Raw genomic sequence first — 25,820 nt, 5'->3', positions numbered from 1 at the left:
ATCACGCCAACTTGTGCACTAAGCCTTGTAGACCTAGCACATAGCCATAGCTGCCCATGCCAACCACGATACCAGCGGCACAAGGTGAAATGTAGGAGTGATGGCGGAACGCTTCACGCGCGTGTACATTAGAGATATGCACTTCAATTACCGGCACTTCCGCACCCTTGATAGCATCGTGCAAAGCAATCGAAGTATGTGTGTAGGCACCAGGATTAAACACCACACCTAACAACTTGCCCGCTTTAATAAGCTGCCCCGCCTCATGAATGGCATCAATCAATACACCTTCATGATTGGACTGACGAAAGTCGATGCCATAACCTAATTTCTCCGCCTCGACACGACACATGGCTTCCACATCCGCTAGCGTCTCATGGCCATACTGTTCCGGCTCTCGCTGTCCCAATAAATTCAAGTTAGGGCCATTTAAAATCATAATACTAGACATGGTTGCTCCACAGGTTGCCTGTTGTTTTCAAATAAGAAGCACACTATAGCACTAGTCACTCTAAGATAAAGCCCACCTAGGTAGCACACCTTGCTTACGAAGCAGCACCAACATCGTTCAAAAAACATACAAAACATTACCCCAACAGTTGATCGGGTGGCGTAACCTTGTGTCAGATAAAGCCGCTTGGAGGTGTGCCATCATGTTCTCATTTTACAAAAAAGCTGTGCCGCAAGAAGCGGCCAATGACTTAGACGATAACCAAGACTTGCTGGACGCTTTGAACAACTGCTGCGCTACCATTAGCTTCACCCCATCGGGTGAAATTCTTAGCGCTAACCAACATTTCCTAGACGCCGTCGGCTATGAGCTGGACGAAATCCAAGGCCGGCACCACCGTATGTTATGCCAACCAGCGGAAGCGGACTCGATCCAATACGCTTCCTTTTGGAAGCATTTAAGTCAAGGACACTGCCACAAAGGCCAGTTTTTACGTCGTCGTAGCGATGGCAGCGATCTCTGGATCGAAGCCACTTACTTCCCTGTAAAACACAAAGGTGAAGTAGTTAAAGTATTTAAAATCGCCGCTGACATCACCGCGGATAAAAATAGAGAATTGGCGCAAGAAGCGATTTTGAATGCTATCGACCGCTCCAATGCCACCATCGAATTTCAAACCGATGGCACCATTATTACCGCCAATAACAACTTTCTTAATGCACTGGGCTACCACTCATTAAAAGACATACAGAATAAGCATCACCGTATGTTTTGCTTTGATGAGTTTTACCAAGAGAACCCTAACTTTTGGCAAGATCTCGCCCGCGGCGAAGTGAAATCAGGATTGTTTGACCGTAAACGCAAAGATGGCTCACGCATCTGGATTGAAGCGACCTATAACCCGGTTTACAGCCCAAATGGCGAGATCATCAAAATCGTCAAAGTTGCCTCGGATATTACCGCTCGCATCGAGCGCCAACAGCGCATCCAACACGCTGCAGAAGTGGCGCATAGCACCTCCGTAGAGACTGCACAGGTGTCTGAACGTGGCGCGGTACTGCTCAAACAGACCGTAGAAAGCACCGAACGCATCACTGCCGATATCAAATCGTCAGCGCAGCTGGTTGAGGACTTGAATCATCAGTCAGAAGAGATCGATAAAATCGTCACCACCATTGGCGCGATTGCTGATCAAACTAACCTATTAGCGCTCAACGCAGCTATCGAAGCGGCCCGTGCAGGCGAGCATGGTCGTGGTTTTGCCGTGGTCGCTGACGAAGTGCGCACCCTTGCAGCCCGTACGAGTAAGTCCACCGAAGAAATCAGCAGTATGGTGATAAAAAACACGCAACTGGTGGCCAATACCAAGACTAGTATGGCCAAAGTCAACGACCAAGCAACCAATAACTCAGAGCGAATTCTAGAGGCCGCAGGCATTATTGATGAGATTCTTAAAGGCGCTGAGCACGTCTCCAAGGTCGTCGGAGATTTGGTGGATTCATCCAACTAACCCGACTATCTAGCGGCTAAAAAGGCTTAAACTCGCCTACTTTGGCCGCAGCACGTTGATACGCAGGCTCTTTGCGCACTTGGCCCAGCCAGCGTTCGATGGCTGGGTATTGGGCCAAGTCCATCGATTGACTTAAAGCCAGTACAGGAAAACTCATTTGAATGTCGGCAGCACTGACCTGTGCACCTGCAAACCAGTGCTGTTGATTCAAATGATCTTCAATGTAGCTCAACATGTCTTTAAGGCGCGGATCGACAAACTTCTCCATCACCTTACTACTAATGCCTTTGGCGACAGGTTTGACAAAAAATGGCATGGGCTGCTTGGGGATATTCTTAAACAACATCATGATTATCAACAAAGACATAAACGAGCCTTCGGCAAAGTGCAGCCAATAGCGATAGTTAACAATCGCTTCTTTGTCTCCAGCAGCAGGTTTCAGGACTTGTTTCTCGTCATACGCTTCGGCAAGGTACTCTAAGATCGCACCAGATTCGGCTAGCACCAGCTCACCGTCTTGTAAGATCGGTGCATGACCTAAGGGGTGTACGCGTTTTAACGTTGCAGGAGCTTCCTTATCAGGCGTACGTTGGTAGGTCTCTATCGCATATTCCACGCCTAACGCTTCTAATGCCCATGCAATACGTTGTGAACGCGAGTTCTCTAAATGGTGCAGTACTAGCATAAGAATCTCCTTGATCTCTTTGTGACTTGTACGCGCCAACCGCTTGGCTAGATCTTTTTTCCCTTATAAAACAAAAAAAGCAGCCCTAGCTTCGCTAAGACTGCTTTTTAGTGGTTTGAGCCAACGACTTAACTAGCAATCTGGTCCAAGAAGAAACGTAAATAATGGCGTCCGCGGGCATTGGCCGCTGGACTAAACGCATGGCCATCTTGAGGCGCATTAGCACTTGGCAACATAAAAGAATGCTTAGTTTGACCAAAATCGACGAACTGCCAATCAATTCCTAAATCATCTAAATACGCACGGGCGTTATCAGCGGATTCGACATCGACCATCGGATCTTGGTAGCCATTACAAATCAGTAACTGTACATCGCGATTAGCCTGCTCAGGGCTGTCAGCTCTAAAGAAGCTCATCAAACCATGGAAGCTTACTGCCCCTTTAGTCGAGGGAATATGCAGTCCAGCTTCAATCGCCAAACGCCCACCTAGACAGAAGCCAACGTGGACCAGTTTTTTACGAGGATGCACATCGGCGATTTCTTGAGTAATGTCCGCTTGTAGACGGATCAAGTCATCTTTGTTGGCCACTAAAGCAGTCATAGTATCGACTTTGTCCTGCAGCTCAGTGGGGTTATTGCCAACACCGTATAGATCGACCGCGGTGACAGCATGTCCCCAGCTGGCGACATCTTCTGCAAAGCTTTTTTCAAAATCGCTTAAGCCACTCCAAGTAGGCCAAATAACCACATGGACATCGGATGATTCGTCGTCCCACATTACGTGTGAATGGGCACGCTTTACGCCGGTCACAAACTGCTTATCGAATTCAGCTGACATATTCACTCCCCTTACTGAATAATTGGCTGGCACTATAAAGAGAACGTCAACAATACATCAAGTCTGGTCATAGTGATCCATGAGTTTTCCATAATTTAGCAAACTAACTGTCATTTAATCCAGTATTAGACTTATTTATAGATCACTTTTTAAACAACTTGAGACGCACTTTCTGCAAACCACTCAAGCGCCACTGACTTTTCATGCCCATCTTGATAACGCCCTTGAGTCAGGCGCCACAACCTCTTATAATTCGCCGCTTATCAGCAATGACCGCCCTTAGCTCAGCTGGATAGAGCGCGCCCCTCCGGAGGGCGAGGTCGGAGGTTCAAATCCTCTAGGGCGGGCCATTCCTCAAGCTCACATAAACGAGCTCTCCCCCGCATTTAGGCCGCTACAATTCGCAACACTGAAGTACACGACAAGCGCCGCACTTTGCTCTATTTTCTAGAAACGAACCTATACTCAAACAATCTACCTGTGTGTTTGCCATGTTTTGACACTTAGGCAAGCTCCCCTTAGCAAGGTTGTAAGTGCCATGAAACAAGTGTTTGCTAAGCTATGTTCAACGATAATGTGCCTGATGGTGCCCTACGCAGCGGCGCAGGATACGGTGCGTATTGTGCTTAGCGAGCCACTGCTTTCTCTAGAACCATGCATGAGCTCGCGCTCTGACGTTGGACGAGTCATTCTACAAAATATCAGTGAAACGCTGCTCACGGTCGATCCTGATTTCAATACTCTAGAGCCGCGTTTAGCGACGGATTGGACCCAGCTTTCTCCTACCATTTGGCAGTTTGAATTACGCCAAGGAGTCACTTTTTCTGATGGCTCGAATTTTAGTGCCGAAGATGTCGCGCACTCCTTCATGCGAGTCATGTCCAACACTATTGCCTGCGAGCTTAAACACCGTTATTTCAGCGACATGAACATAACCGTGAAGCCGATCAATGAGCATCGTATTCAGTTCATTACCGCTAAACCACAGCCTATTTTGCCACTGCTATTATCAGCTTTGACCATAGTGCCGTCGTCCACACCGATCGCGTTTACCAATCAGCCAATTGGTACAGGTCCTTACATCGTCGAGCCTTGGCAGCCAGGCACCCCCATCTTGCTCTCGCGTCGCTCTGACTATTGGGGGCCACAACCACAGGTCGATAAAGCGATTTACCTTTATGAAAGTGATGCTGAAAAGCGTGCAAACATGATTCAAACCGGTGCAGCGGATATCGCCCCACAGCTCCCTCAAGATCAGATAAAAACTGATAACAGCACTGACTTTGCCTACCCTAATTCAGAGACCGTCTATTTACGCCTAGATCACTTTAGCGCGCCACTTAACGATATACGGGTACGTAAAGCCTTAAATCTGGCCATTGACCGTGAAAGTTTTATTGGCGCATTAGTGCCCACTGCTGCGGTCGTGGCAACGCACATAGTGCCGCCTTCTACACTGGGTTGGAACCGTTTTTTAAACCCTTGGCCCTATGATCCAGACCAAGCGCGCGCCTTGTTGCAAGACGCACGCGATGACGGCGTGGATGTGGACCAAGAGATTGTCTTGATCGGTCGACGTGGCAATTTTCCAAACGCCTTAGAAATCAATTTAAATTTGGCACAGATGTTTCGTAATGTAGGACTCAATGTGCGCCTCGAGATGTATGATATCGGCCCATGGATTGACTATTACACCAAACCTTTTGCCGAGCCTAGAAAGCCGCAAATGATCATGGCGCAGCACGATAACAGTCTTGGTGATCCTTATTTTTCGATGATTTGGAAATATACTTGCGATGGTGCGCAATCAGGCTTATGCGACCCCAAACTCGACAATATGATTCAGCTAGCTGCCTCAGCTGTCGGCACGGAGCGAGCACGCCTATGGCGTCCGGTGTTTCAGTATGTTCATGAAACCATCGTCGCAGACGTGTTCTTATTCCATATGGTGGGCTTTTCAAGCATTGCTGAGCGCTTAGACTTCACGCCTTCTATCAAGACCAACTCTGAATTACCCTTAGAAGAAATTCGCTTCCGCCCCTGATTGAAATCAAAAACACAGCAAACGTGCGCATTTTATTCTAAACCTATTCTCTTTTCTGACCCACTATGCACGCAGGCTTAGCGTAAAGTCTCGCCCGTCAAAAAAAGTTCAGCGACTGGCCAAACTTTGACATATAACACATGACAAGCGTGCCCTTTAACGGCATGATACGGCTCAAAAAACAATCAATGAAAGTTAGGATGGATACGTATTATGGACAACCCGTTAGCTGCGATTCAGCTCGGCAAGGAACTACTTGGGATCGATGATGCATCCTACACACGTTTACTCGAAGACATGTTCGGCAAAGCCGATGTCGTGACACTCACCTCAAAAGAGCAAAGTGAATTATTGTCACGCTTTCACCTACTAGGCTATCGCCCTAAACAAATCACCTCTACCGTGCCGCAAAGTGCTTCTCCGGTGATGGTGGTCAGCAAATAACTAGCGCTTTAGCGCAGAATTAAGTCAACCTCTATACTCAAGGTCTTGCTCCACGCTCAATCAAACAAGGAAAAGATTGAGCGAGTTTGTAACGGCAAACGGCAGCTTTGTAGTATTTTGCTAATACAGTATTGGCATCAGACAAAGCTAAAATATACTAGATTAACAGTATGATGTTCTCTTTTAGCTGAGCTTTTCCATGACATTAGCCACCCCGCAAGACCTAGTTGATAAATATAACCTTGCCCAAGCCCCAGAGCCTGAGCTAGACGCGCTTCTCAAAGCCTTGGCACGTACTTTTGATGTGCCCATTGCCTTGGTCGCTGTTAAAAATGAAGGCAATTTAGAGTTTCGGAGTCGCGTGGGCTTAGCGGTGGATTCACTGCCGATCGAAAACACCTTATGTCAGTATGTGCTCTTAAACGAGCAGCAAATCATTATCGAGGATTTAGCCAAGGACCCGAGATTTTTGGAGTTGCCACTGGCAAAAACAACACCGACTCTTGGGTTTTACGCGGGCACCCCCGTTATCATTGACGATGTCACGGTAGGCTCTTTATGCATCATGGATTATCAAGCTCGCAGCCTGACCAAAGAGCAAGCCACACAACTGGAAGAGTTAGGGCAATTTATCAGCCATCATTTAAAACTCTACAGTGAACATAATCAACTACGTTTAGAGCACAGTCTACTGGACCAATCGGCGGCGGTCATGCTCAACTGGCATTACCGCAATGGCCTAACACTGCAAAGCGTGACCCGTAATGTGGAGCAAGTCCTCGGGCTTTCTTACGATCATTTGATCCATAACCATCAAAATTTCGAATCGTTTTTGACCGTTCCAAGCCAAGAAGACTTTCACTTCATGCTGCAAAACCATCTTAGTGGTGTCGAAACTACTGAGACCAACTTAGAGCTGTATAAAGCCTCGAAAAAAGTTTGGATTCGGTTGTTAAGTAAAGCCTTCTATCACACAGATGGGCGCTTACATACTATTCAAGCGATTGCCACAGACAATACCCAACAACGCTATATCGAAAATCGTCTCAATGAAGCGAACCGCCGTATGCACCTGCTGCTTGAAGCATCAGAACTTGGCACATGGGATTACGATGCCGCCACCGAGAGCACCTCTGTCAACCGTCGCTGGTGTGAAATCATCGGCGTCGAATACGAGTTTTACGACGGCAGTAATCATTTTTGGCAGCAGCGTATTCACCCAGCCGATCTAGCTGAGGTCTTACAAAAGCTCAAAGCCCATATTAATGGTGAATCAAGCGTTTACTCAGCCATCTATCGTATGAAGCACGAAGCGGGTCACTGGGTCTGGATTGAAACCTATGGCCGCGTGGTGGAGCGTGATGAAATGGGAGAAGTCACACGTATTGCTGGCACCCACCGCGACATCACCGAACGCAAGCACATTGAAATTCATCAACACAAACAAACACAGTTGCTTGGCTTTATCGATAAAGCTCGTGCTGCTTATCTAGAAACACATGACCTACCTGGCGCCTGTCAAAAAATCTTGCCCGAGCTTATCGAAATCGCTGACAGTCAATTTGCTTTCATTGGCCAAGTGTTGATTGAAGACGGGCGTCAGCGCTTGTTCATTCATGCAATCTCTGAGCTCAGCTGGAACAGCGCCAGTGAAGCTTTGATCAGCTTGTATAAAGACCGTAAGCTGTATTTTGACTCGTTCGATAATTTATTCGGTGAAGTGATCAAAACCGAACAGACGGTGATCAGTAATAAACCAAACAGCCATCATGCTTCTCGCGGCACGCCCAGTGGCCACCCGCCTATTTATCGTTTTATGGGGCTACCGATTCAACAGCAAGGCGGCTTAGTCGGCATGGTCGGCTTGGCCAATAAATTCAGTGACTATACCCAAGAAGATGCGGCTTTTTTGCGCCCTCTTTTAGATGCTCTGGCAGGCCTGTTCTATGCCATTGAATTGGAAAAAGCACGCATCGCTGCAGAAGATCAATTAACCCGTATGGCGATGACCGATGCTCTGACTGGGCTGCACAATCGCCGCGCTTTCATTGATCACACTGCCTCTTTATCGGCTGAGGAACCCATCTTTTTTGCCATGCTGGATATCGACTTTTTCAAACAGGTCAACGATACCTATGGTCACGATATGGGTGATAAGGTTATCAAGTCTCTAACGCACGCCATGCAAGAAGTGCTAGGGGATGAGCATTTTATTGCACGGATGGGGGGAGAGGAATTCGCCGTGGTGCTTCATGGTCTAGATAAAGTAGGTGCCGAAGCATTACTAGAAGCACTACGCTTACGAGTCGCTGAGCGCTCTATTGCGATCGACGAGGGCCATATTGCCATCACTATCAGTATTGGCGTAGCGCCACATAGCACGCACTCGGCCGATCAAACCCTAAATCAAGCCGATCATGCTTTGTATAAAGCCAAAGAAACTGGTCGTAACAAGTTGGTGTGGAGCGTCTAATCCGTCTCTCGATTGAGGCTGATTTGCTCAGCAAATTTAGCCTTAATACTCAGCACTTCATCCATGTTTTCAATGAACAGCTCCACTAACTCAGGGTCAAAGTGCTTGCCAGACTCGTCACGAAGTAATGCAACCGCTTCGTCTACCGACCAAGCCTGCTTATAAGGTCGTTCACTGGTCAAAGCATCAAACACATCGGCAATGGCAGCAATACGTCCTTCTAATGGAATTTCGCTGCCTTTTAAGCCATAAGGATACCCAGCACCATCCCAGCGTTCGTGGTGGGTAATGGCTATCGAGCGTGCTAATGCCACCAATTGCGAGCGAGGATTGGCTAAAATGTCGGCGCCAATCTTGGCATGGGTTTTCATTTGCTTGAACTCATCATCGTCCAAGCGCCCAGGCTTAAGCAAGATATTATCGGGGATGGCAATCTTACCCAAATCATGCATTTGCGCAGCCAACAACAACTCATTAGCCGATTCATCATCGATCCCAGCGGCGCGTGCCAATACATAAGAATAACGGCTCATACGCTGCACGTGCATACCGGTCTCATTGTCTTTATATTCTGCCGCACGCCCCAAGCGCTGGATCAAATCAATCTGGGTTTCTCGCAAGGCTTCCGCTTGTACTAAGGACAAATGCGTTTTCACCCGTGCTCGCACAATCGCTGGCACAATAGGTTTGGTTATGTAGTCCACCGCTCCCAGCTCAAAACCTTTTTCTTCATCAATGGTGTCACGCAGGGCCGTCACAAATATGACCGGTACTTGGCGCAAAGTGCTATCGGCTTTGAGTTGCTGACACACTTCAAAACCTGTCATATCCGGCATCATGATGTCCAACAAGATAAGGTCAACGGGTTCCTTTTCGATCAGTTCTAGAGCACTTTTACCTGAACGTGCAAACGACAATCGATACTGATCTTGCAGCACTTGGCGCAGCACTTTTAGATTGGCTGGCTCATCATCGACCACCAAGATACGCGGCTGTTGTTTGATTAATAATGACATAATTGATACCTATTTAAGGCCAGCCCTGGCTTCTCTAATGTGCAATGCAGCTTTTTCAAAATCAAACTCATCAATGGCTTGAGTCGCTCGGTTCACCGCTACGGCCACGTCACCCTTTACCGCGCCCAACAGACGCTCTGCTAAGTCATCGTCGATTTCACCTGACTCAGTGATATACAGCCATTCAGTAAGCTGCTCAATCATCTCTTGCTGACTCATGCTGACTTGGGTGATATCTTGCTCGCGCGGCAGGTGCGAGCTTAACAGCTCAATATCTTGGCTAAAATCTTGCCATAACCGTGCAAGCTCCGTTAGCTTGGCTTGCATGTCACTCAGCCGATAAGCATTAACGGACTTTTCTAAAGCCGTAAAGCACTGATACAGCGGCAATAATGCAAAATTTCCAGTCAGCCCTTTTAGTGCATGGGCTCTTAAGGCCAAGGATTCCCAGTTTTGCTGTGTGACAAATTCCTGCAAATCCTCAACCAAAGTCTGGTGTTTGTGATAGAAGTTAATCAACTCTTGCGCAAACAGCTGATAATCCCCCCACAGTTCCATCCCTTTGCTCACATGGATAACGTTGAAACGATAACCTGTATCCGGTGCCTGCTGCTGTGCGCTGAGCAAAGTACTCGAGTCCAATTCCAATACTCTGGCCATCTCTTGGGTCAGTAACGCCATATCTACCGGTTTATTAGCAAACCCAGTCATCCCGGCTTGCTGTGCCTCAAGACGATCTTCAAGCAGTACGCTGGCCGTTAAAGCGATAACTGGCACTGGCTTAAGCTCATGGAGCTGCTCATAGGACCTGATTTGTCGACATGCTTCAAGGCCATCCATATTTGGCATTTGTATGTCCATCAGCACAACATCTGGACGCTTAGCGTTACACACTGATACCGCTTCTACACCATCCTTAGCCACCCATACGCTATGTCCTTGACGACTCAGCAAGATTTTCAAAAGCGTAATATTTTCTTCGATATCGTCAGCAATCAACACACTTAGCGGCGGTAACTGCAGCACACTATGGCTATGTTCTACTTCTTGTTCAGGCGCTTCTTTGAGGGGTAAGTCAAAGTAGAAACAACTGCCTTTTCCTACCTGACTGCTTACATGGATTGTGCCCCCCATTAACTCTACCAATTGCTTGGAAATCGAGGTTCCTAATCCGGTGCCGCCAAAGCGCCGACTCATTGAAGCGTCTGCTTGAGTAAAGGCTTCAAATACGGTTTCTAAACGATCAGCCGCAATACCAATCCCCGTGTCTTGCACACTAAAACGCACCCAGTCAGAGCGCTCAGAGATCGGACTTACCTCAAGTTCCACCGCCCCCGTCTCGGTAAATTTAATGGCGTTCCCTACTAGATTCATCAGTACTTGGCGGATACGATCTTCTGCACCCCAAAGTGCTGCGGGTAAATCTGAGCTTACTTTAAGGTTCAGTGCTAAGCCTTTGTTTCTGGCTTGTAGCCACAGCGTCGAGATCACCGTATCAACACAGGTAGACACTTTAAAAGGTACGATTTCTAGTTCGAGTTTTTGTTTATCAAGCTTGGCACTGTCTAAAATATCATTAAGCAGATGCAGTAAAGAGCGAGCCGACTGACTTATGGTCTGCAAGTGTTTGCGGTTATCTGCAGGTAAATCCGAATCCAGCAAAATATCACTAAAGCCGATAATCGAGTTCATCGGGGTACGAATTTCGTGACTCATATTGGCCAAGAATGATGCTTTGGCTTCCGCCGCTTCCTCTGCTTTACGCTTCGCTTCTCGAAGTTCCTGCTCCATATTTTTACGTGAGGTAATATCGAGCATAACGCCATCTAACCATTTGGCTTGCCGCGCTTCATCATAGACAATGGTACCGCTTTCTAGCACCCAGATAAGGTGCCCAAGCTTATGGATCACACGGTATTCGATCTCATAGGCGTCTTTCGTTCCTACGGCCTCTTCAAAAAAAGCGATCACGCGCTCGATGTCATCTTCATGCACCCAAGAGCCAAAACTTAAACGCCCAGATAAGTAGTCTTCCGCATGGTAGCCATTGAGTTCATAAATAGCCTCTGACAAAAACAGCGGCGTCCAATTCTCATCTAACAAGCAGCGAAACGATACGCCTGGAATATTGCGTATCAACGAGCTTAAGCGCTCTTCGCTTTTACTGATCCGCGCCTGCATGTTCTTACGCTCAGATATATCTGAGGCAAAGCCTACATACAGTAACTCGCCACTCGGTAAGTTAATGCGCCCTACGCCTAACTGAATAGGAAAGGTGTCACCGTTGCGATGACACGCTAAGATTTCTTTACTACGGCCAACGATTTCCTGCTGCCCTGACGCAAAATACTCCACCAAAAAGCCGTCATATTGTGGATCAGCTTCATTGGGGAATAAAACACGTACGGATTGGTTTTTGATTTGTGCTTCAGGCCAGCCAAAAATCTGTTCTGCTGCAGCATTGAATTCTTGAATGATGCCACGGCTATTTAAAGTAAATACTGCGTCTGTGGCAGTATTCAAAATCGCTTGATTGCGCGCCTCACTTGCCGTGCGCTCCATTAATAATTGGCGATAGCGCAGTTGCGAGCTGACATTCAAAGCCAAGATAAAAATCAAAAATGAGAAAATTGACACGGCATAAGCAAGCTCCGAGTTATCTTCTAGGGGCCGCAACGGCACTGAATTACCCGCCTCTTGTATAAAATAGGCCGCCGACATCCCCGTGTAATGCATACCAGAAATCGCCATCCCCATAATGCTGGCAATGATCATTTTGATACGTATGGTCGGCATATTGGGAAACGCTTGCTTCATGGCACGGCGTGCCAACAGTGCCACTCCAGCTAAGGTCACCGCGACAAAGATCGACATGGCAAACAGATAAGGGTTATAGCGCAAGCTCAGATTCATATCGATGGCGGCCATGCCAATATAATGCATACCCCCAATACCAGCGCCGACAATTAAACTATTTTTTATAATAACTTTAAGCGAGTCTCTTTCACGTATGAGCGATTTCAATACGCTTAAACTGGCGATAAAGGCTGGTACTAAAGAAACAATCGTGAGCAGTAAATCGTAATCGATCTGATGAGGCATATTAAACGCCAGCATGCCGACAAAATGCATACTCCAAATACCACCGCCTAAAATCACTGCTCCAGTGACCATCGCGATACGTCGATGCTGCTCGTTTTCAATATGACGCGCGGTTTCGGCGAGCCTCAAGGCAAAGAAAGATGCGCTACTGGCAATTAACACTGATAGCACAACCAAAAAAGGATCGTAGTGACCTTGAATCAAGGTCGCAGAGGAAAGATCGGTAACAAAAAAATTAGACAACCAAGTCATTAGGGAAGGCAGCTCAACTGTAACTTATATGATTTAGCGTAGCGCAAATTTGTTTATCAGACCTTATCACTCTTGTTCTAATATGTAACGCATAGTGTGTCATTGTTCCTCTCTATGTTACTTGTGCTACTCGCGCAGACAAAAAAAAGCCAGCACAAGGCTGGCTATCAACATACAAAGAAAACGATTCATGGGATTAGACCGCTACATATTCGGATAGTTCGGCCCGCCTGTTCCTTCTGGTGTCACCCAAGTAATATTTTGCGCAGGATCCTTAATATCACAGGTTTTACAGTGCACGCAGTTCTGCGCATTGATCACAAATTTAGGGCCTTCATCGCCTTCAACAATTTCGTACACACCAGCCGGACAATAACGCTGGGCAGGCTCTGCATAGTCCGATAAATTGCTGCCCGTTGGGATACTCTCGTCAGCTAACACTAAGTGACAAGGCTGATCTTCTTCGTGATTAGTATTGGACAAAAACACCGATGACAAGCGGTCAAAGCTCAATTTACCATCCGGTTTGGGGTAACGAATCTTGGTAAACTGATCAATCGTCTGCATTTGCGCGTAATCTGGCGTATCGTCATGCAAGGTAAACGGGCTTTTACCACCTAACAAGTTTTGTTCGATAAAGTTGTAGGCTCCGCCCCAAAAAGAGCCAAACTTGTGCATTGCTGGAGCAAAGTTACGACTGCCAAACAGCTCTTCTTTTAACCACGACTGGTCAAATAAATCGGCAAACGTCTGCTCAAGCTTCGACGCAGGCTCAGCACGTACACTGTGAATGGCCTCTGCAGCCAACATCCCGGACTTCATTGCCGTGTGCGTACCTTTGATCTTGGCGACATTTAACGTGCCCGCATCACAGCCTATAATTAAGGCACCTGGCATGGTCATACTCGGCAAAGCATTCCAGCCCCCTTTGGTGATGGCCCGAGCACCATAAGAGATGCGCTCGGCACCGTCTAAATATTGCTTAAACAGCGGATGATGCTTCATACGCTGAAACTCTTCATAAGGGCTCAGCCAAGGATTTTGATAATTCAAATCAACGATCAACCCGACGGCAACTTGGTGGTTATCACCGTGGTATAAAAAGAATCCACCACTGGCCTCTTCTAACGGCCAACCACTGCCGTGTAAGACTAAACCAGGCTCGTGTTTTTCAGGATCAATCTGCCATAGCTCCTTGATGCCGATCGCATAATGCTGGGCATCGCAACCTTGGGCGAGATCAAATTTGTCGATCAGTTGTTTACCAAGATGGCCGCGACAACCTTCCGAGAAGACAGTATAGGTGGCATGTAGCTCCATGCCTTCAGTATACGTTGCCAGCTGCTGGCCTTTAGCGGATACGCCCATATCCCCTGTAGCAACGCCTTTAACGCTGCCATCCTCGTGATAAAGCACCTCTGCCACAGCAAACCCTGGAAATACATCCACGCCTAACTGTTCCGCTTGTTGGCCCAACCAGCGACATAAGTTACCTAGACTGATTACATAATTGCCATCATTTTTTAGCGAGCGAGGCAGCAACCCATGCGGGATTTGTTTACCGATCTCGCCTTCTTTGAGCAGGTAAACGCGATCTTGTGTCACGGGCGTATTGAGTGGCGCGCCCAAAGCTTGCCAGTCAGGCAACAATTCATTAAGCGCTCGTGGCTCTAACACCGCGCCAGATAAAATGTGTGCGCCTACTTCCGACCCTTTTTCCAACACGCACACATTCAGATCCGCGTCGAGTTGCTTTAAGCGGATCGCCGTGGCCAGCCCCGCAGGCCCCGCCCCAACGATAACGACATCAAATTCCATCGATTCACGCATGACCGCACTCCTCTGTTGGTGTTTGTTATAATTTTTCGGTCAACTCGGGTAACACATCAAATAGGTCGGCGACTAAGCCATAATCAGCCACCTGAAAAATAGGCGCATCTTCGTCTTTATTAACTGCAACGATAACTTTAGAGTCTTTCATCCCTGCCAAATGCTGGATCGCCCCTGAAATACCGAATGCCATATACAGATCTGGCGCCACGATTTTACCGGTTTGACCAACCTGCATATCATTGGCCACAAAGCCTGAGTCAACGGCGGCTCGAGAGGCCCCCACCGCCGCACCGAGCTTATCGGCCAACGCTTCTAATAAGGCGAAGTTCTCTCCACTGCCGACCCCGCGACCACCCGAAACAATACGCTCTGCAGCGGTCAGCTCGGGACGCTCTGACTCAGTAAGCTCGTCGTTTACCCAGCTAGAAAGGGCCGTATCAGCTGGCACCTCTACCGTCTCGATACTGGCCGTCCCCCTTGATAGAGAAGCTTTATCGAACGCCGCCGCACGCACCGTGATGACTTTCACTGCATCGTGAGAAGTGACTGTGGCAATCGCATTGCCGGCATAAATGGGGCGCTGAAACTGGTCGTCACTTAATACCGCCGTAATGTCGGATAACTGCCCCACATCCAACAGCGCAGCCACTCTCGGTAAGGTCTCTTTACTCACCGAATTGGCAGGCGCCATGATATGAGAAAAACCATCGGCTATTGCCATAATCAGAGCACTTAAATTTTCGGCTAAATCATGCGCTAAGCTAGCGTCTTGGGCTAATAAGACCTTACTGACGCCATCGCACTGAGCACCTTGCTCTGCGGCCGCTTGGGCATTGTCGCCTGCAACCAGCAGTGTGATGTCACCACCCAACTGTCGTGCTGCGGTTAAAGCACTCAAGGTGGCAGACGTTAATTCTAAGCCATTGTGTTCCGCAATCAGTAAAGTCGTCATTAGATCACCTTCGCTTCGTCTTTCAGTTTCTCGATCAACTCATCTACCGAGCTTACTTTGATACCACCTTGGCGGGCGGCCGGTGCTTCTACTTTATCAAGCTGAATATGCTGCTTAGGGGTTACGCCAAGCTGCTCAAAAGTAGTGGTATCGAGCGGCTTTTTCTTGGCCTTCATAATGTCAGGTAGCTTAGCAAAGCGTGGTTCGTTCAGTCGCAAATCGGTGGTCACAATGGCTGGCATCGTCAGTTTTACCGTGCGCAAGCCACCATCGATTTCGCGAGTCACACTGACCGAACCATCTGCTATCGATACCTTAGAAGCAAAGGTACCTTGTGGGCGCTGCGTCAACGCCGCCAACATTTGCCCAACTTGGTTGTTATCAGAGTCGATGGATTGTTTGCCTAGAATCACTAGGTCCGGCGACTCTTGGGCCATAATTTGCGCCAGCGCCTTGGCAACGTTCAGCGGCTCTACAACCCCCTCCGTTTCAACCAAAATGGCGCGATCTGCTCCCAATGCCAAAGCCGTACGCAGCTGCTCTTGGCTAGCATTGCTGCCCACACTCACGGCAATCACCTCGTCGGCAATACCGGCTTCTTTAAGGCGAATGGCTTCTTCAACCGCTATCTCACAAAATGGATTAATGGCCATTTTTGTGTTGCTTAAATCCACATCGCTGTTATCCGATTTGACGCGTACCTTTACGTTGTAATCGATTACGCGTTTGACTCCGACCAATATCTTCATAATCGCTACCCTCAGATTCTGATAACAATAAACGTCATATACAGTTAAAGAGTCGTATTTAGGGGGTATTTCTGCAATAACATTTAGCGCTAATTACACTGACAGATTGGTGCGAGACTATTGTCCGGACATAAAAAAACCCCTTACGACCTTGTCGTAAGGGGTTTTTTAATCCCTGTCAGAGGATTAGCACTCGATGGCGTTGACCGCCAAACCTCCACGCGAGGTTTCTTTGTATTTGTCTTGCATGTCTTTACCTGTATCACGCATGGTGCGGATCACTTTATCAAGTGAGATAAAGTGCTCACCGTCACCGCGCAGCGCCATTTGCGTCGCATTGATGGCTTTCATCGCGGCAATGGCATTACGCTCAATACAAGGCACTTGCACCAACCCGCCGACGGGGTCACACGTTAAGCCAAGGTTGTGCTCAAGACCGATTTCAGCGGCGTTTTCCACTTGCGCTGGTGTGCCGCCCAAGATTTCACAAAGTCCTGCTGCGGCCATAGCACAAGCCGAACCGACTTCGCCCTGACAACCTACTTCCGCACCAGAAATCGATGCGTTCAGCTTACATAAAGCGCCGATGGCCGCTGCGGCTAGGAAGAAGTCAACTATTTGATCTTCACTAGGGTTTGGCATGAATTCCATGTAGTACATCAAGACCGCTGGAATAATACCCGCAGCGCCGTTAGTCGGCGCCGTTACCATGCGACCGCCACCCGCGTTTTCTTCATTGACCGCCAACGCATATAAGTTGACCCAGTCCATCGCGCTCAAAGTTGAGCTGATGATGTTGGGAGTGGTGGCACTGATCAATGATTGATGTAGCGTTTTCGCTCGACGACGAACATTCAAACCGCCCGGCAGTTTACCTTCACGACCAAGTCCTGTTTGGATACAGTCGTACATCGCACGCCAAATGTCCAAGAGACCTGCACGCACCTCTTCTTCTGTACGCCATACTTTTTCATTTTCCATCATCAGTTCACTGATGCGTAAGTTATTGTCCTTACACAACTGCAATAGCTGGACAGCATTTTTAAAGGTATAGGGCACTTCGACTTTCGGCACTAGGCGCGCATCTTCGGTCGCTTGCGACTCATCGATGACAAAACCGCCACCGATAGAATAATAAGTATTCTGATATAACACGTTTTCTGATGCATCGTAGGCAGAAAGACGCATCGCATTTGGGTGATAAGGTAAAGCTTCTTCAAGCAATAACATATCACGGTTCCAAATGAATTCGATCTCATGCTCGGGCGCCACCAACAAACGATTGCTAGCTTTCAGATTAGCGATGCACTCATCCAACCCTTCTGGATTGATGGTGTTAGGACGCTCGCCCATTAATCCCATTACCACAGCATTATCGGTGCCGTGACCTACGCCTGTAGCGCTTAACGAACCATACAGCTCAACCTTGATACGCGCGCAGTCTTTGGTTAGCGCACGCTCACTGAGTACGTCGACAAAGTCAGCCGCAGCGGCCATCGGGCCGACCGTATGAGAACTTGATGGACCAATGCCGATTTTAAAGAGATCAAAAACACTGATAGACATAATGCCTCCAGACGCTTCCTAAACGGAAAATGAATTCAAACAACAGTATAGCTACCAAAAAAAGTAGCCGAGGCAACGGCCTCGACTACATTTTGGCTATAAACGACATGGTTAAATGGAGGGATAACCAGAATAGTAAACGTTTAGCGACGTTATTCTAACGACCAAATACTACAGTGCGTTTACCATTTAGGAAGACGCGCTTTTCAACGTGGCATTTAATCGCATTGAACAAGGTAACACGTTCAATGTCTTGGCCTTTAGCAACCAAGTCTTCTGGGTAGTGAGCGTGATCTACTGTCTGGATGCCTTGTGCGATGATTGGGCCTTCATCAAGGTCATCGTTCACGTAGTGTGCCGTAGCACCGACCATTTTCACACCTTTCTCCCATGCTTGGTGGTAAGGACGTGCGCCCTTAAAGCCTGGTAGCAATGAGTGGTGAATGTTGATCGCACGACCATCTAGATACTGACACATTTCTGATGACAATACCTGCATGTAACGGGCTAGTACCACAAGCTCAGCATCGTACTGTTCGATTAATTCACGAACCTTTGCTTCTTGCTCTTGCTTTGTCTCTGCAGTGATCGGCAAGTGGTAGTAAGGGATGTTATGCCACTCAGCCAATGACTCTAAATCTGGGTGGTTAGAGATAATCACCGGTACTTCAATATTTAGCTGACCTGTACGGTAGCGGTAAAGTAGATCGTTTAGACAGTGATCGTACTTTGACACCATGATTGCAACACGAGGGCGATGGTTTGGTGGGGTGAGTTCCCAGTCCATTTCAAACTGCTTAGCACGAGACGCGAATTCAGCTTTGAACTCTTCAGCAGTAAAATCCGCTGATTGAGGGTAAAACTCAACACGGATGAAAAAACGATTGGCTTCGCGATCGTCAAAAGAATGGATTTCGTCAATGTAGTTGCCGGTTTCAGCCATGTAACGAGTTACGACATCCACAGTGCCAAGAACACTTGGGCAGCTGGCAGTGAAAATCCATGGTTTTGTAGTTGCTTTCATAGGAAGTTCTCTTTGGAAATAAAAAGGCCGACCAGAATGGTCGGCCTATTGTGGGGCAGTATTACGCTTCGACAACTAGGCCGAATTCACGACTTGCGTCTTGAATCCATAGCCATAGGTAGTCAGCAAAGCTGCGGCGGACTACCAATTCGAATTCGCTTTCACCAGAGCGGCGAATGATCGCTGAGCTCTTCGCGAAGGCAGTTGAAACAACTTTGCCTACTGGGAACACGCTTGGGTGTACATCTACGATAGTAGATTTTTTCAGTACGTCCAATACGTTGGCGCCAGATAGCTTGTAGATCGTCCAACCGCCGCTTACGTTCACTACTTGGTAGTGGCCGCTTAGTTCGTTGTGTAGAGCTGACTCTACTTCGAACGTTTTTAGACCAGGAACGATAACTAACCACTCGTCTGGAGAAATCCAACGAACCGATACATCACCTTTCTCAACAGATGTTAGCGGTTGAGTTGGCAGAGCCACACCCAACGCTTTTTCTGCTGCTTTCAACTGGTCAGCGTTTTCTGCATTCAAACGAAGTGTGATGTGACCCATCAACGCTTCTTCTTTGAATGTAACACCACCTGTTTTAGGACCGCTCTTAGCAACTGTTGCTAGGTCAGCGTGAAACAGTGGCGACTGGCCTTGGATTGAAGCATCAGCCAACTGTTCCATGTACGATACAGTTGCTGCTTCTTGTTTAACCTCAGACATTTTGACGTTCCCCTTTTGGATCTAGGAAAATTGGGCTGCAGATTTCTGCTTCAACGATACGACCATCTACAAGTGGGTAGTATACTTTTTCACCCATCTTGTCTAAGCCACCTTTAACGAAACCTAGCGCGATTGAACGGCCTAGGCACGCACTCCAGTAACTAGAAGAGATGTGACCAACCATTGGCATTGGGATTGGCGCAGTTGGGTCAAATACACCCTGAGCACCTTCTGGCAATACAATGTTTGGATCAATCGTCTTAATACCCACCATTTGCTTACGCTCAGCACGAACACAGTCTTCACGCTGCATACCACGCTTACCGATGAAGCTGAATGGTTTGTTCATAGAAACAGCCCAGCCCATGCCTAAATCGTATGGGTGAACAGAGCCATCAGTGTCCTGACCTGCGATGATGAAACCTTTCTCTGCACGAAGGATGTGCATGGTTTCAGTACCGTATGGTGTTAGGTCGTACTTCTCGCCGTGTTCGAACAGTTTCTCCCAAACATGCATACCGTAGTTCGCTTGTACGTTGATCTCGAAAGACAACTCACCAGTGAATGAGATACGGAATACACGTGCTGGAACACCTGCAACAGTCATTGGTTTCCAGTCCATGAACTTGAAGCTGTCTTTTGATACGTCTGCATCAGTTAGCTCTTCAAGCAGCTTACGGCTGTTTGGACCAGAGATTGTCATAGTCGCCCAGTGGTCAGTTACAGAAGTGAAGTACACTTCTAGCTCTGGCCATTCTGTTTGATGGTAGAACTCTAACCAGTTCAAAACAGTTGCCGCACCACCTGATGTTGTTGTCATCAAGAAGTGGTTTTCAGCAAGACAAGAGGTTACACCATCGTCGAATACCATGCCGTCTTCTTTCAGCATTAGGCCGTAACGACATTTACCAACAGGTAGTTTCGCCCAAGCGTTAGAGTATACGCGACCTAGGAATTCACGCGCATCTTTACCTTGGATATCGATCTTACCTAGTGTCGATGCATCAAGGATACCGATCGACTCACGTGTCGCTAAACACTCACGGTCTAGAGCTTGCTGCATAGACTCGCCCGCTTTCGGGAAGTACCAAGGACGTTTCCATTGGCCTACATCCTCAAACTTAGCGCCGTGCTCTAGGTGCCATTTGTGCATCGCGCTGTAACGCTCTGGATCAAATAGATCTTTACAATCACGGCCAGCAATCGCACCAAATGTAATTGGTGTGTAGTTAGGACGGAAGATTGTCGTACCTGTTTCAGGGATAGACTGGTTAAGAACCTTCGCCGCTACTGCCATACCGTTGATGTTACCCAATTTACCTTGGTCAGTACCAAAGCCCATTGCAGTGTAACGTTTAACGTGTTCGATTGACTCAAAACCTTCGCGACAAGCAAGCTCGATACCAGCAGCTGTTACGTCGTTTTGGTAGTCAACGAATTGCTTAGGTGCTTGAGACGTTGGTTTCGTGTGTGGCACGTGGAACAACGCCATTGGCTTAGACTCTTTTTGCTCAGTTGTTGCTGGAACAGCAACTTCTACAGCGCTAAGACCTAGTTTTTCCAATGCTTCAAGACCTGCTTTCTTACCTTCTTCTAGGGCACCGGCAGTGTTAAATGTACCGTTGATTGCACCCGCAGTAAGTTGCTTCTGTACTGTTTTACCAGGTAGGAAGCCAAGCACTTCTTCGTTCCATACTGGCTTAGAACCAGTGTGGCAAGATAGGTGGATAACTGGGCTCCAACCACCAGAAGACGCTACTGTATCAGCGCTTAGTTTCTTCACAGAACCAGTCACTTTAGAGCCGTCTTCACTGATTGGTGCAACCGATACACCTGTTACACGCTTGCTACCTTGAACGTCGATTACTGCAGAACCAGCGATCACTGTGATGCCACGCTCGCGCGCTGCTTCAACTAGTGCACCTGTTGGGTTCTTACGCGTATCAACGATTGCTTGAACTTTACGACCTGCATCGTGCCAATCAATGGCAGTACGGTAGGCATTGTCGTTCGTTGTCATCAGCACAAGTTCGTTACCTGGTACAACGCCGTAACGGTTGATGTAAGTTGAAACAGCGTTTGCAACCATACAACCTGGAACATCGTTGTTACCGTATACAAGTGGACGCTCGTGCGCACCTGTCGCTAGCACAACCCATTTTGCACGAACACGGTGGTAGCGCTGACGCACTTGGCCGTTTGGTGCACGATCAGCGATGTGGTCAGTTAGACGCTCGTGGATCGTTAGGAAGTTGTGGTCGTGGTAACCGTTCACAGTAGAGCGAGGTAGAACGATAACGTTTTCGTTCGCTTCTAGCTCTTTCACAACGCTTGCAACCCAAGCGTGTGCTGCTTTACCGTCAACACTTTCTTTGCTTGACAATAGGCTACCACCGAACTCGTTTTGCTCGTCCGCGATGATTACGCGAGCGCCGCCACGAGCTGCAGTTTGAGCAGCCAATAGACCCGCAGGACCTGCACCGACAACCACAACATCAGCGTGTTGGTTTACTTTGTCGTAGATATCTGGATCGTATTCTTTTGGAGAACGACCTAGACCCGCAGCTTTACGGATAAATGTTTCGTATGTTTCCCACATAGATTGTGGGTACATGAAGGTTTTGTAGTAGAAACCAGGAGGCATCATCTTGCCACCGATCTTACCAACAAGACCCATCACGTCGTTTTCAACACTTGGCCAACCGTTGGTAGCGCTAGACACTAGGCCAGAGAACAACTCTTGCTGTGTTGCACGTACGTTTGGTACTTGTGTCGCTTCAGTTGCGCCAAGCTGCATGATCGCATTTGGCTCTTCTGCGCCTGCTGCAACGATACCGCGAGGACGGCTGTATTTGAAACTACGACCGATTAGGTCAACACCGTTTGCTAGAAGTGCAGACGCTAGTGTGTCACCCGCGAAGCCTTCGTATTGTTTACCATTGTAGGTAAAAGTAAGTGGCTTAGAACGGTCAATTCGGCCACCGCTTTGTAGACGATTTTTTTGAGACATGATCCGCTCCCTTACTCCGCAACCACTTTAGGTTGCTCACCCATTTTGTAAACTTCTTTGATTTCATACGTTACGGTGTGACGTGTAACGTTGAAGAACTTACGGCAGCCCGCCGCATGAACCCAAATTTCGTGGTGTAAACCTTTAGGGTTCTTACGGAAGAACATGTAGTTACCCCACTCTTCGTCTGTGCAAGAGTCAGGATCTTTTGGGCGCTCGATGTGAGCTTGACCGTGGTTGTGAAACTCTTCTTCTTCGCGGTGTTCACCACAGTAAGGGCAATAAATATAAAACATTGAACTGAATCTCCCGTTAGTGTGCTACACCAGCTGCGCCGTGCTCATCGATCAGCGCGCCATTGTGGAATCGGAACATAGAGAATGGCTCAGCAATCTCATGCATTTCACCTTTCGCCAAAGAAGCCGCAAAGACGTTACCTGAACCAGGAGTCGCCTTAAAGCCACCGGTACCCCAACCACAGTTGAAGTAAAGGTTCTTAACTGGCGTCTTAGAGATGATCGGACATGCATCTGGACATGTATCAACGATACCACCCCATTGACGGTTCATACGGACACGGCTAAAGATTGGGAACATCTCAACGATCGCTTGCACTGTGTGCTCGATAGTTGGGTAAGAACCACGCTGGCCGTAACCTAGGTAGCTATCGATACCTGCACCGATTACCAAGTCACCTTTGTCAGACTGAGATGCGTAACCGTGTACGTGGTTAGACATAACAACTGTGTCTAGGATTGGTTTAATTGGCTCAGATACCAAGGCTTGTAGTGGGTGAGACTCAAGTGGTAGTTCGAAACCAGCTTTTGCCGCCATCACACCAGAGTGACCTGCAACCACACAGCCTACTTTGTCAGCCATGATGTCGCCGTAACGGTCAGTCTTAACGCCTGTTACCGTGCCATCTTCAATGATGAAGTCTAATACTTCTGTTTGTTGGATAAGATCCACACCGCGCATGTCTGCACCGCGAGCGAAGCCCCAAGCAACCGCATCGTGACGAGCAACACCCGCACGTGGCTGCCAAGAAGCGCCCATAACTGGGTAACGAGCGTTATCAGAGCAATCAAGGATTGGTACGATTTCGTTAACCTGTTTCGCGTCCAGTACTTCACCGTCGATACCGTTCAAACGGTTCGCGTTTACACGACGCTCGATATCACGCATATCTTGTAGCGTGTGGCCTAAGTTTAGACAGCCACGCTGAGAGAACATCACGTTGTAGTTAAGATCTTGAGAAAGACCTTCCCACAGTTTCATAGCGTGTTCGTACAAGCGACCAGCTTCGTCCCACAAGTAGTTAGAACGAACGATAGTTGTGTTACGCGCTGTGTTACCACCACCAAGGTAGCCTTTCTCGATCACAGCAACGTTAGTGATGTTGTGTTCTTTGGCTAGGTAGTATGCAGTGGCCAGACCGTGACCACCACCACCGACGATGATGACATCGTATTTCTTTTTCGGTGTCGGGTTGCGCCAAACCCGCTGCCAATTTTCATGATGGCTTAGACTGTGCTTTAACAAGCCAAATCCGGAATACTGCTGCATTGTGTCAGCTCCTTATCATGGCAGCCCCTCTGAGGACTGCATTACAAAGTGGTAATACTAGCGATAGACTGGGTAGTCGGCGCGAAGGCGCTTTTACTTGCTCTTTCACTGCGGTGATTTCTCTTCAGGCTCTTCAAAAGTTGAAGCAGCGTTCAGGGAGCTACAAGCTTAACAATTAGCACTGCATACAAGCCAGCCTCAAAGCTATAAAACTGAACTTGTTTACCCTAATACTTGCTGCTCTCTAGAAGAGACAATTTACAGTGGAAATACTATGTAAACCCCCTGTCTGTCACATTCTTGAATGCGTCAATTTGATAGTTATTTACGACAGTTAAAATGTCACAATTCTGCCAGTAAAATACGCAGTTTTCGCTGCACTGGATCACACTTTTTGCACCATAGCGGAACAAGAGTCTTACCTTCCTCCACGGTTTGCCTTACACTTAGAGCATCGTTGACGAAATCCCACTCCAGGAATCACCGTTTTAAGATGACTCAAAGCTACCAGAAAAAGCACTTTAGCCCCTCCAATGCAGACAGCAACCATGCTCATGTTGCATCGCGTGATCAGGACCATAAACCAATCATGATTGGCTTTGTGTTACTGGAACACTTTTCGATGGTTGCCTTTACTGGTGCAGTCGATGCGTTAGTCACGGCCAATTTGGTGCAAACCGAAAATTTATTCGATTACGCCACCCTCGGCTTGCATGGCCAATCCGTGGTCAGTGATCTAGGCATTGAAATTTCTACGGGCTCCAGTATAGAAGAACAATTGCAGGGCGCCAGTCAGCATTTTGATGTCATCATCATTTGCGGCGGTTATCGTTGCAATTTAGCCGAGAATGCCAAGCTGACTGAGTACTTAAAAGCCTGCTACCGCCAAGACGCGTACTTGGGCGGCCTATGGAACGGCGCTATTGCGCTGGCGCATGCAGGACTGACCAGTGATACCCGTATTGCCGTGCACCCAGACAACCATCCTTATGTGCGCGAGCACTTTCAAGATACCGTGGTAGCAACAGAAACCTCGATTCTGGATGGCAAGATCATCAGCTGCTCAGGCCCAGTCAGCGCCCTAGCCATGATGCTGTCTTTAGTCGAACAACTGCAAGGCGAGCGCATCGCACGAGCCGCTAAGGAGATTTTGACCTGTGATCAGCTTTCTGAGAGCACGGTGACACCACTTGCCAAGCCTGCAGATGATGCACGTTATCCTGAGTCGCTGAAGAAAGTACTGGATTTGATGCGCAACAACATCGAAGAGCCACTCACCCTAGAAGAGTTGCTACATTATGCTAGTGTGTCGCGTCGTCAGCTTGAGCGCTTATTCCAAAATCACTTGGAAACCAGCCCGTCACGTTACTACCTAGAGCTACGTATTACCTACGCGCGGCGCTTATTACAACAAACCAATAAGCCAATCATCGAAGTGGCCATTGCCAGCGGTTTCGTTAGTTCCAGCCATTTTAGTAACTGCTTCAAAGATTACTTTGGCATTGCACCAAGTAATTTCCGCAAACGCTCCAACCAAGCGTCACAGCCCAACAACACCCAACACTAAAAACAAAAATGCCCCAACGAAT

19 protein-coding genes and 1 tRNA gene are annotated in these 25,820 nt (G+C 47.9%); 6 read left to right on the top strand and 14 right to left on the bottom strand.

Features of this window, described 5'->3' with window-relative positions; genetic code table 11:
- Window position 1 precedes the first annotated feature (1 nt).
- Window positions 2-451 carry a type II 3-dehydroquinate dehydratase gene (gene aroQ / locus JQX58_RS10660; protein ID WP_204146845.1) on the bottom strand — a complete coding sequence of 150 codons (450 nt, stop codon included), beginning with the start codon at window positions 449-451 and terminating at the stop codon, window positions 2-4.
- A gap of 202 nt (window positions 452-653) precedes the next feature.
- Here aroQ and JQX58_RS10655 point away from each other — a divergent pair, with 202 nt between their 5' ends.
- Entirely contained in the window at window positions 654-1,961 is a 1,308-nt protein-coding gene (locus JQX58_RS10655; RefSeq protein ID WP_204146844.1) for a methyl-accepting chemotaxis protein, read from the top strand.
- A 16-nt stretch (window positions 1,962-1,977) separates the two neighbouring features.
- Here JQX58_RS10655 and JQX58_RS10650 read toward each other — a convergent pair whose 3' ends face one another.
- The gene (locus tag JQX58_RS10650; protein WP_204146843.1) at window positions 1,978-2,646 is read right to left on the bottom strand and encodes a glutathione S-transferase; all 669 of its coding nucleotides are present in this window, start codon (window positions 2,644-2,646) and stop codon (window positions 1,978-1,980) included.
- Between the two features lie 128 nt (window positions 2,647-2,774).
- Entirely contained in the window at window positions 2,775-3,485 is a 711-nt protein-coding gene (locus JQX58_RS10645; RefSeq protein ID WP_204146842.1) for a dienelactone hydrolase family protein, read from the bottom strand.
- Between the two features lie 273 nt (window positions 3,486-3,758).
- On the opposite strand from JQX58_RS10645, the gene JQX58_RS10640 reads away from it, so the two are divergent.
- From JQX58_RS10640 to JQX58_RS10625, 4 genes are all read left to right on the top strand, one after another.
- A tRNA-Arg gene (locus JQX58_RS10640) sits at window positions 3,759-3,835 on the top strand.
- Between the two features lie 188 nt (window positions 3,836-4,023).
- A complete protein-coding gene (locus JQX58_RS10635) occupies window positions 4,024-5,529 on the top strand; it encodes an ABC transporter substrate-binding protein (protein WP_204146841.1) in 1,506 nt (501 codons plus the stop codon).
- Window positions 5,530-5,742: 213 nt separating this feature from the next.
- Entirely contained in the window at window positions 5,743-5,973 is a 231-nt protein-coding gene (locus JQX58_RS10630) for a hypothetical protein (protein ID WP_204146840.1), read from the top strand.
- Between the two features lie 199 nt (window positions 5,974-6,172).
- Window positions 6,173-8,446, top strand: a complete 2,274-nt coding sequence (locus JQX58_RS10625) for a sensor domain-containing diguanylate cyclase (protein WP_204146839.1) — start codon at window positions 6,173-6,175, stop codon at window positions 8,444-8,446.
- Here the strand turns inward: JQX58_RS10625 and JQX58_RS10620 are convergent.
- The 11 genes from JQX58_RS10620 to JQX58_RS10570 all read right to left on the bottom strand — a co-directional run bounded on the left by JQX58_RS10620 (window position 8,443) and on the right by JQX58_RS10570 (window position 24,231).
- Window positions 8,443-9,462, bottom strand: a complete 1,020-nt coding sequence (locus tag JQX58_RS10620; RefSeq protein ID WP_204146838.1) for an HD domain-containing phosphohydrolase — start codon at window positions 9,460-9,462, stop codon at window positions 8,443-8,445. The two genes, JQX58_RS10625 and JQX58_RS10620, sit on opposite strands and share 4 nt — an antisense overlap.
- A gap of 9 nt (window positions 9,463-9,471) precedes the next feature.
- Window positions 9,472-12,816 (bottom strand): MHYT domain-containing protein, encoded by a 3,345-nt coding sequence (locus JQX58_RS10615; RefSeq protein ID WP_204146837.1) that lies wholly within the window; start codon window positions 12,814-12,816, stop codon window positions 9,472-9,474.
- 204 nt (window positions 12,817-13,020) lie between these two features.
- Window positions 13,021-14,646 (bottom strand): electron transfer flavoprotein-ubiquinone oxidoreductase, encoded by a 1,626-nt coding sequence (locus tag JQX58_RS10610; RefSeq protein ID WP_204146836.1) that lies wholly within the window; start codon window positions 14,644-14,646, stop codon window positions 13,021-13,023.
- Window positions 14,647-14,671: 25 nt separating this feature from the next.
- On the bottom strand, window positions 14,672-15,601 hold the full coding sequence (locus JQX58_RS10605) for an electron transfer flavoprotein subunit alpha/FixB family protein (protein ID WP_204146835.1): 930 nt from the start codon (window positions 15,599-15,601) through the stop codon (window positions 14,672-14,674).
- On the bottom strand, window positions 15,601-16,350 hold the full coding sequence (locus tag JQX58_RS10600) for an electron transfer flavoprotein subunit beta/FixA family protein (RefSeq protein ID WP_204146834.1): 750 nt from the start codon (window positions 16,348-16,350) through the stop codon (window positions 15,601-15,603). Before JQX58_RS10600 ends, JQX58_RS10605 begins: the two co-directional genes overlap by 1 nt.
- Before the next feature lie 186 nt (window positions 16,351-16,536).
- Window positions 16,537-17,916, bottom strand: a complete 1,380-nt coding sequence (locus tag JQX58_RS10595) for an L-serine ammonia-lyase (RefSeq protein WP_204146833.1) — start codon at window positions 17,914-17,916, stop codon at window positions 16,537-16,539.
- A 157-nt stretch (window positions 17,917-18,073) separates the two neighbouring features.
- Window positions 18,074-18,940 (bottom strand): formyltetrahydrofolate deformylase, encoded by an 867-nt coding sequence (purU, locus tag JQX58_RS10590; RefSeq protein ID WP_204146832.1) that lies wholly within the window; start codon window positions 18,938-18,940, stop codon window positions 18,074-18,076.
- 61 nt (window positions 18,941-19,001) lie between these two features.
- Complete coding sequence (locus JQX58_RS10585; protein WP_204146831.1) at window positions 19,002-19,655, bottom strand: sarcosine oxidase subunit gamma; 654 nt, start codon at window positions 19,653-19,655, stop codon at window positions 19,002-19,004.
- Window positions 19,648-22,665, bottom strand: coding sequence for a sarcosine oxidase subunit alpha (locus tag JQX58_RS10580; RefSeq protein WP_204146830.1), 3,018 nt, complete (start codon window positions 22,663-22,665; stop codon window positions 19,648-19,650). Before JQX58_RS10580 ends, JQX58_RS10585 begins: the two co-directional genes overlap by 8 nt.
- 11 nt (window positions 22,666-22,676) lie before the next feature.
- On the bottom strand, window positions 22,677-22,961 hold the full coding sequence (locus JQX58_RS10575; RefSeq protein ID WP_115467714.1) for a sarcosine oxidase subunit delta: 285 nt from the start codon (window positions 22,959-22,961) through the stop codon (window positions 22,677-22,679).
- Between the two features lie 16 nt (window positions 22,962-22,977).
- Window positions 22,978-24,231 carry a sarcosine oxidase subunit beta family protein gene (locus tag JQX58_RS10570; protein ID WP_204146829.1) on the bottom strand — a complete coding sequence of 418 codons (1,254 nt, stop codon included), beginning with the start codon at window positions 24,229-24,231 and terminating at the stop codon, window positions 22,978-22,980.
- 493 nt (window positions 24,232-24,724) lie between these two features.
- Here JQX58_RS10570 and JQX58_RS10565 point away from each other — a divergent pair, with 493 nt between their 5' ends.
- Entirely contained in the window at window positions 24,725-25,798 is a 1,074-nt protein-coding gene (locus tag JQX58_RS10565; protein ID WP_204146828.1) for a GlxA family transcriptional regulator, read from the top strand.
- The last annotated feature ends 22 nt before the right edge of the window (window positions 25,799-25,820 follow it).

Origin of the sequence: Marinomonas ostreistagni (assembly GCF_016888445.1) — a bacterium.
In the GTDB taxonomy this organism is placed as follows: Bacteria; Pseudomonadota; Gammaproteobacteria; order Pseudomonadales; family Marinomonadaceae; genus Marinomonas; species Marinomonas ostreistagni.
This window is presented reverse-complemented; position numbering and strand designations above follow the sequence as displayed.